Origin of the sequence: Mesorhizobium waimense, assembly GCF_003601975.1 — a bacterium.
GTDB classification, from domain to species: Bacteria; Pseudomonadota; Alphaproteobacteria; order Rhizobiales; family Rhizobiaceae; genus Mesorhizobium; species Mesorhizobium waimense.
In genome coordinates this window covers 1-1,018 of sequence record NZ_QZWZ01000165.1, presented here as the reverse complement: position 1 = coordinate 1,018, position 1,018 = coordinate 1, and the positions used below count along the sequence as shown (strand labels likewise).

Genomic DNA, 1,018 nt, shown 5'->3' with positions numbered 1-1,018 from the left:
GATTCCCGTTTTGGCTGATTTGTGATTCAAGATGCTGGCTGGATCGGAGGCCAGCATCGGATGACGCGACCTCTTTCGAATGATCTTCGTGAGCGTGTTGTTGTGGCGATCGAGGCCGGCGAAAGCTGCCGATCGGTGGCTGCTCGCTTTGGCATAGCGGTGTCGTCGGCGGTGAAGTGGTCGCAGCGCTACCGAGCGACCGGTTCTGTCGTGCCTGGCAAGATGGGCGGTCACCGCAAGCGTGTCTTGGAGCCACACCGGGCCTTCATCGTGGAGCAGATCAACCAAACGCCGCATCTGTCGCTGCACCGCCTGAAGGATGAGCTTGCGGCGCGCGGTGTGAAGGTGTCGCACGACGCGGTGTGGCGGTTCCTGCGGCGCGAGGGCCTAAGCTTCAAAAAAAACGCTGTTCGCTCTTGAGCAGGCCCGCGCCGACATCGCGCGGCGACGACAGCGCTGGCGATCCTGGCAGTCCGGTCTCGATGCGCGGCGGCTGGTCTTCATCGACGAGACCTGGATCAAGACCAACATGGCGCCGCTGCGAGGCTGGGGGCCGAAGGGCAAGCGTCTGCGCGGCTTGGCTCCGCATGGCCATTGGCGCACGCTGACCTTCCTCGGCGCGCTGCGCTGCGATCGGCTGACTGCACCTTGCGTCTTCGACGGGCCGATCAACGGCCCGTGCTTCCGGGCCTATGTCGAGCAGCAACTCGTGCCGGTGCTCGAACCCGGCGACATCGTCGTCATGGACAATCTCGGTTCCCACAAGTCGGCCGCCATCCGGCAGATGATCCGCTCCGCAGGCGCCAGGCTCTGGTACCTGCCGCCCTACTCGCCTGATCTCAACCCGATCGAGCAGGCCTTCGCCAAGATCAAGCACTGGATGCGAGCGGCACAGAAGCGAACCATCGCCGATACCTGGCGACACATCGGACACCTCGTCGCCACCATAGAACCCGACGAATGCTCAAACTACTTCAACAACGCCGGATATGCTTCCGTCAAAACCTGAAAGGCTCTA

The 1,018-nt window shown here is 62.9% G+C and carries 1 protein-coding gene; it reads left to right on the top strand.

Going from position 1 to position 1,018, the window contains the following annotated elements; all coding sequences use genetic code 11:
* Nucleotides 1-60 precede the first annotated feature (60 nt).
* Nucleotides 61-1,009 (top strand): IS630 family transposase gene (locus D3227_RS40405; protein ID WP_120019466.1). Its coding sequence is split into 2 segments (ribosomal slippage): nt 61-396 and nt 398-1,009, totalling 948 coding nucleotides; the frame shifts between segments, so codons are not numbered across the junction.
* Nucleotides 1,010-1,018: the final 9 nt, after the last annotated feature.